This window comes from Microbacterium sp. K24 (assembly GCF_004794465.1).
Classification (GTDB): domain Bacteria; phylum Actinomycetota; class Actinomycetes; order Actinomycetales; family Microbacteriaceae; genus Microbacterium.
Genome location: NZ_SSDJ01000104.1, coordinates 1 through 280, shown reverse-complemented (window position 1 = coordinate 280; position 280 = coordinate 1). Strand labels below are relative to the sequence as shown.

The window sequence follows — 280 nt, the reverse complement described above, 5'->3', positions numbered from 1 at the left end:
GCGTCGAACCAGAGCCGGTTGCCCAGCGAGAGGCCGGGCACGAACCCGAAGTCGGCCGTCAGGTTGGGCTCACTGTCGGCGATGATCACGCCCCAGTCAGCCTCGGCGAACCGTCGTCATCACGCCCGGCTACGGCATGGCCGTCGCGCAGGCGCAGTACCCGGTCGCAAGGATCACGGAATGCGGCTTCACGGACGCCCCATCGGCGAACATCACGGTGTCGTCGCTGCGGAAGCGCCTGGGCGAGCCGTGGCTGATCCTCACCGTGCCCGGCGTCGGC

The 280-nt window shown here is 69.6% G+C and carries 1 pseudogene; it reads left to right on the top strand.

Going from position 1 to position 280, the window contains the following annotated elements:
• Positions 1-187: 187 nt before the first annotated feature.
• Positions 188-280, top strand: a pseudogene (locus DW306_RS21610) (helix-turn-helix domain-containing protein); the annotation flags it as partial.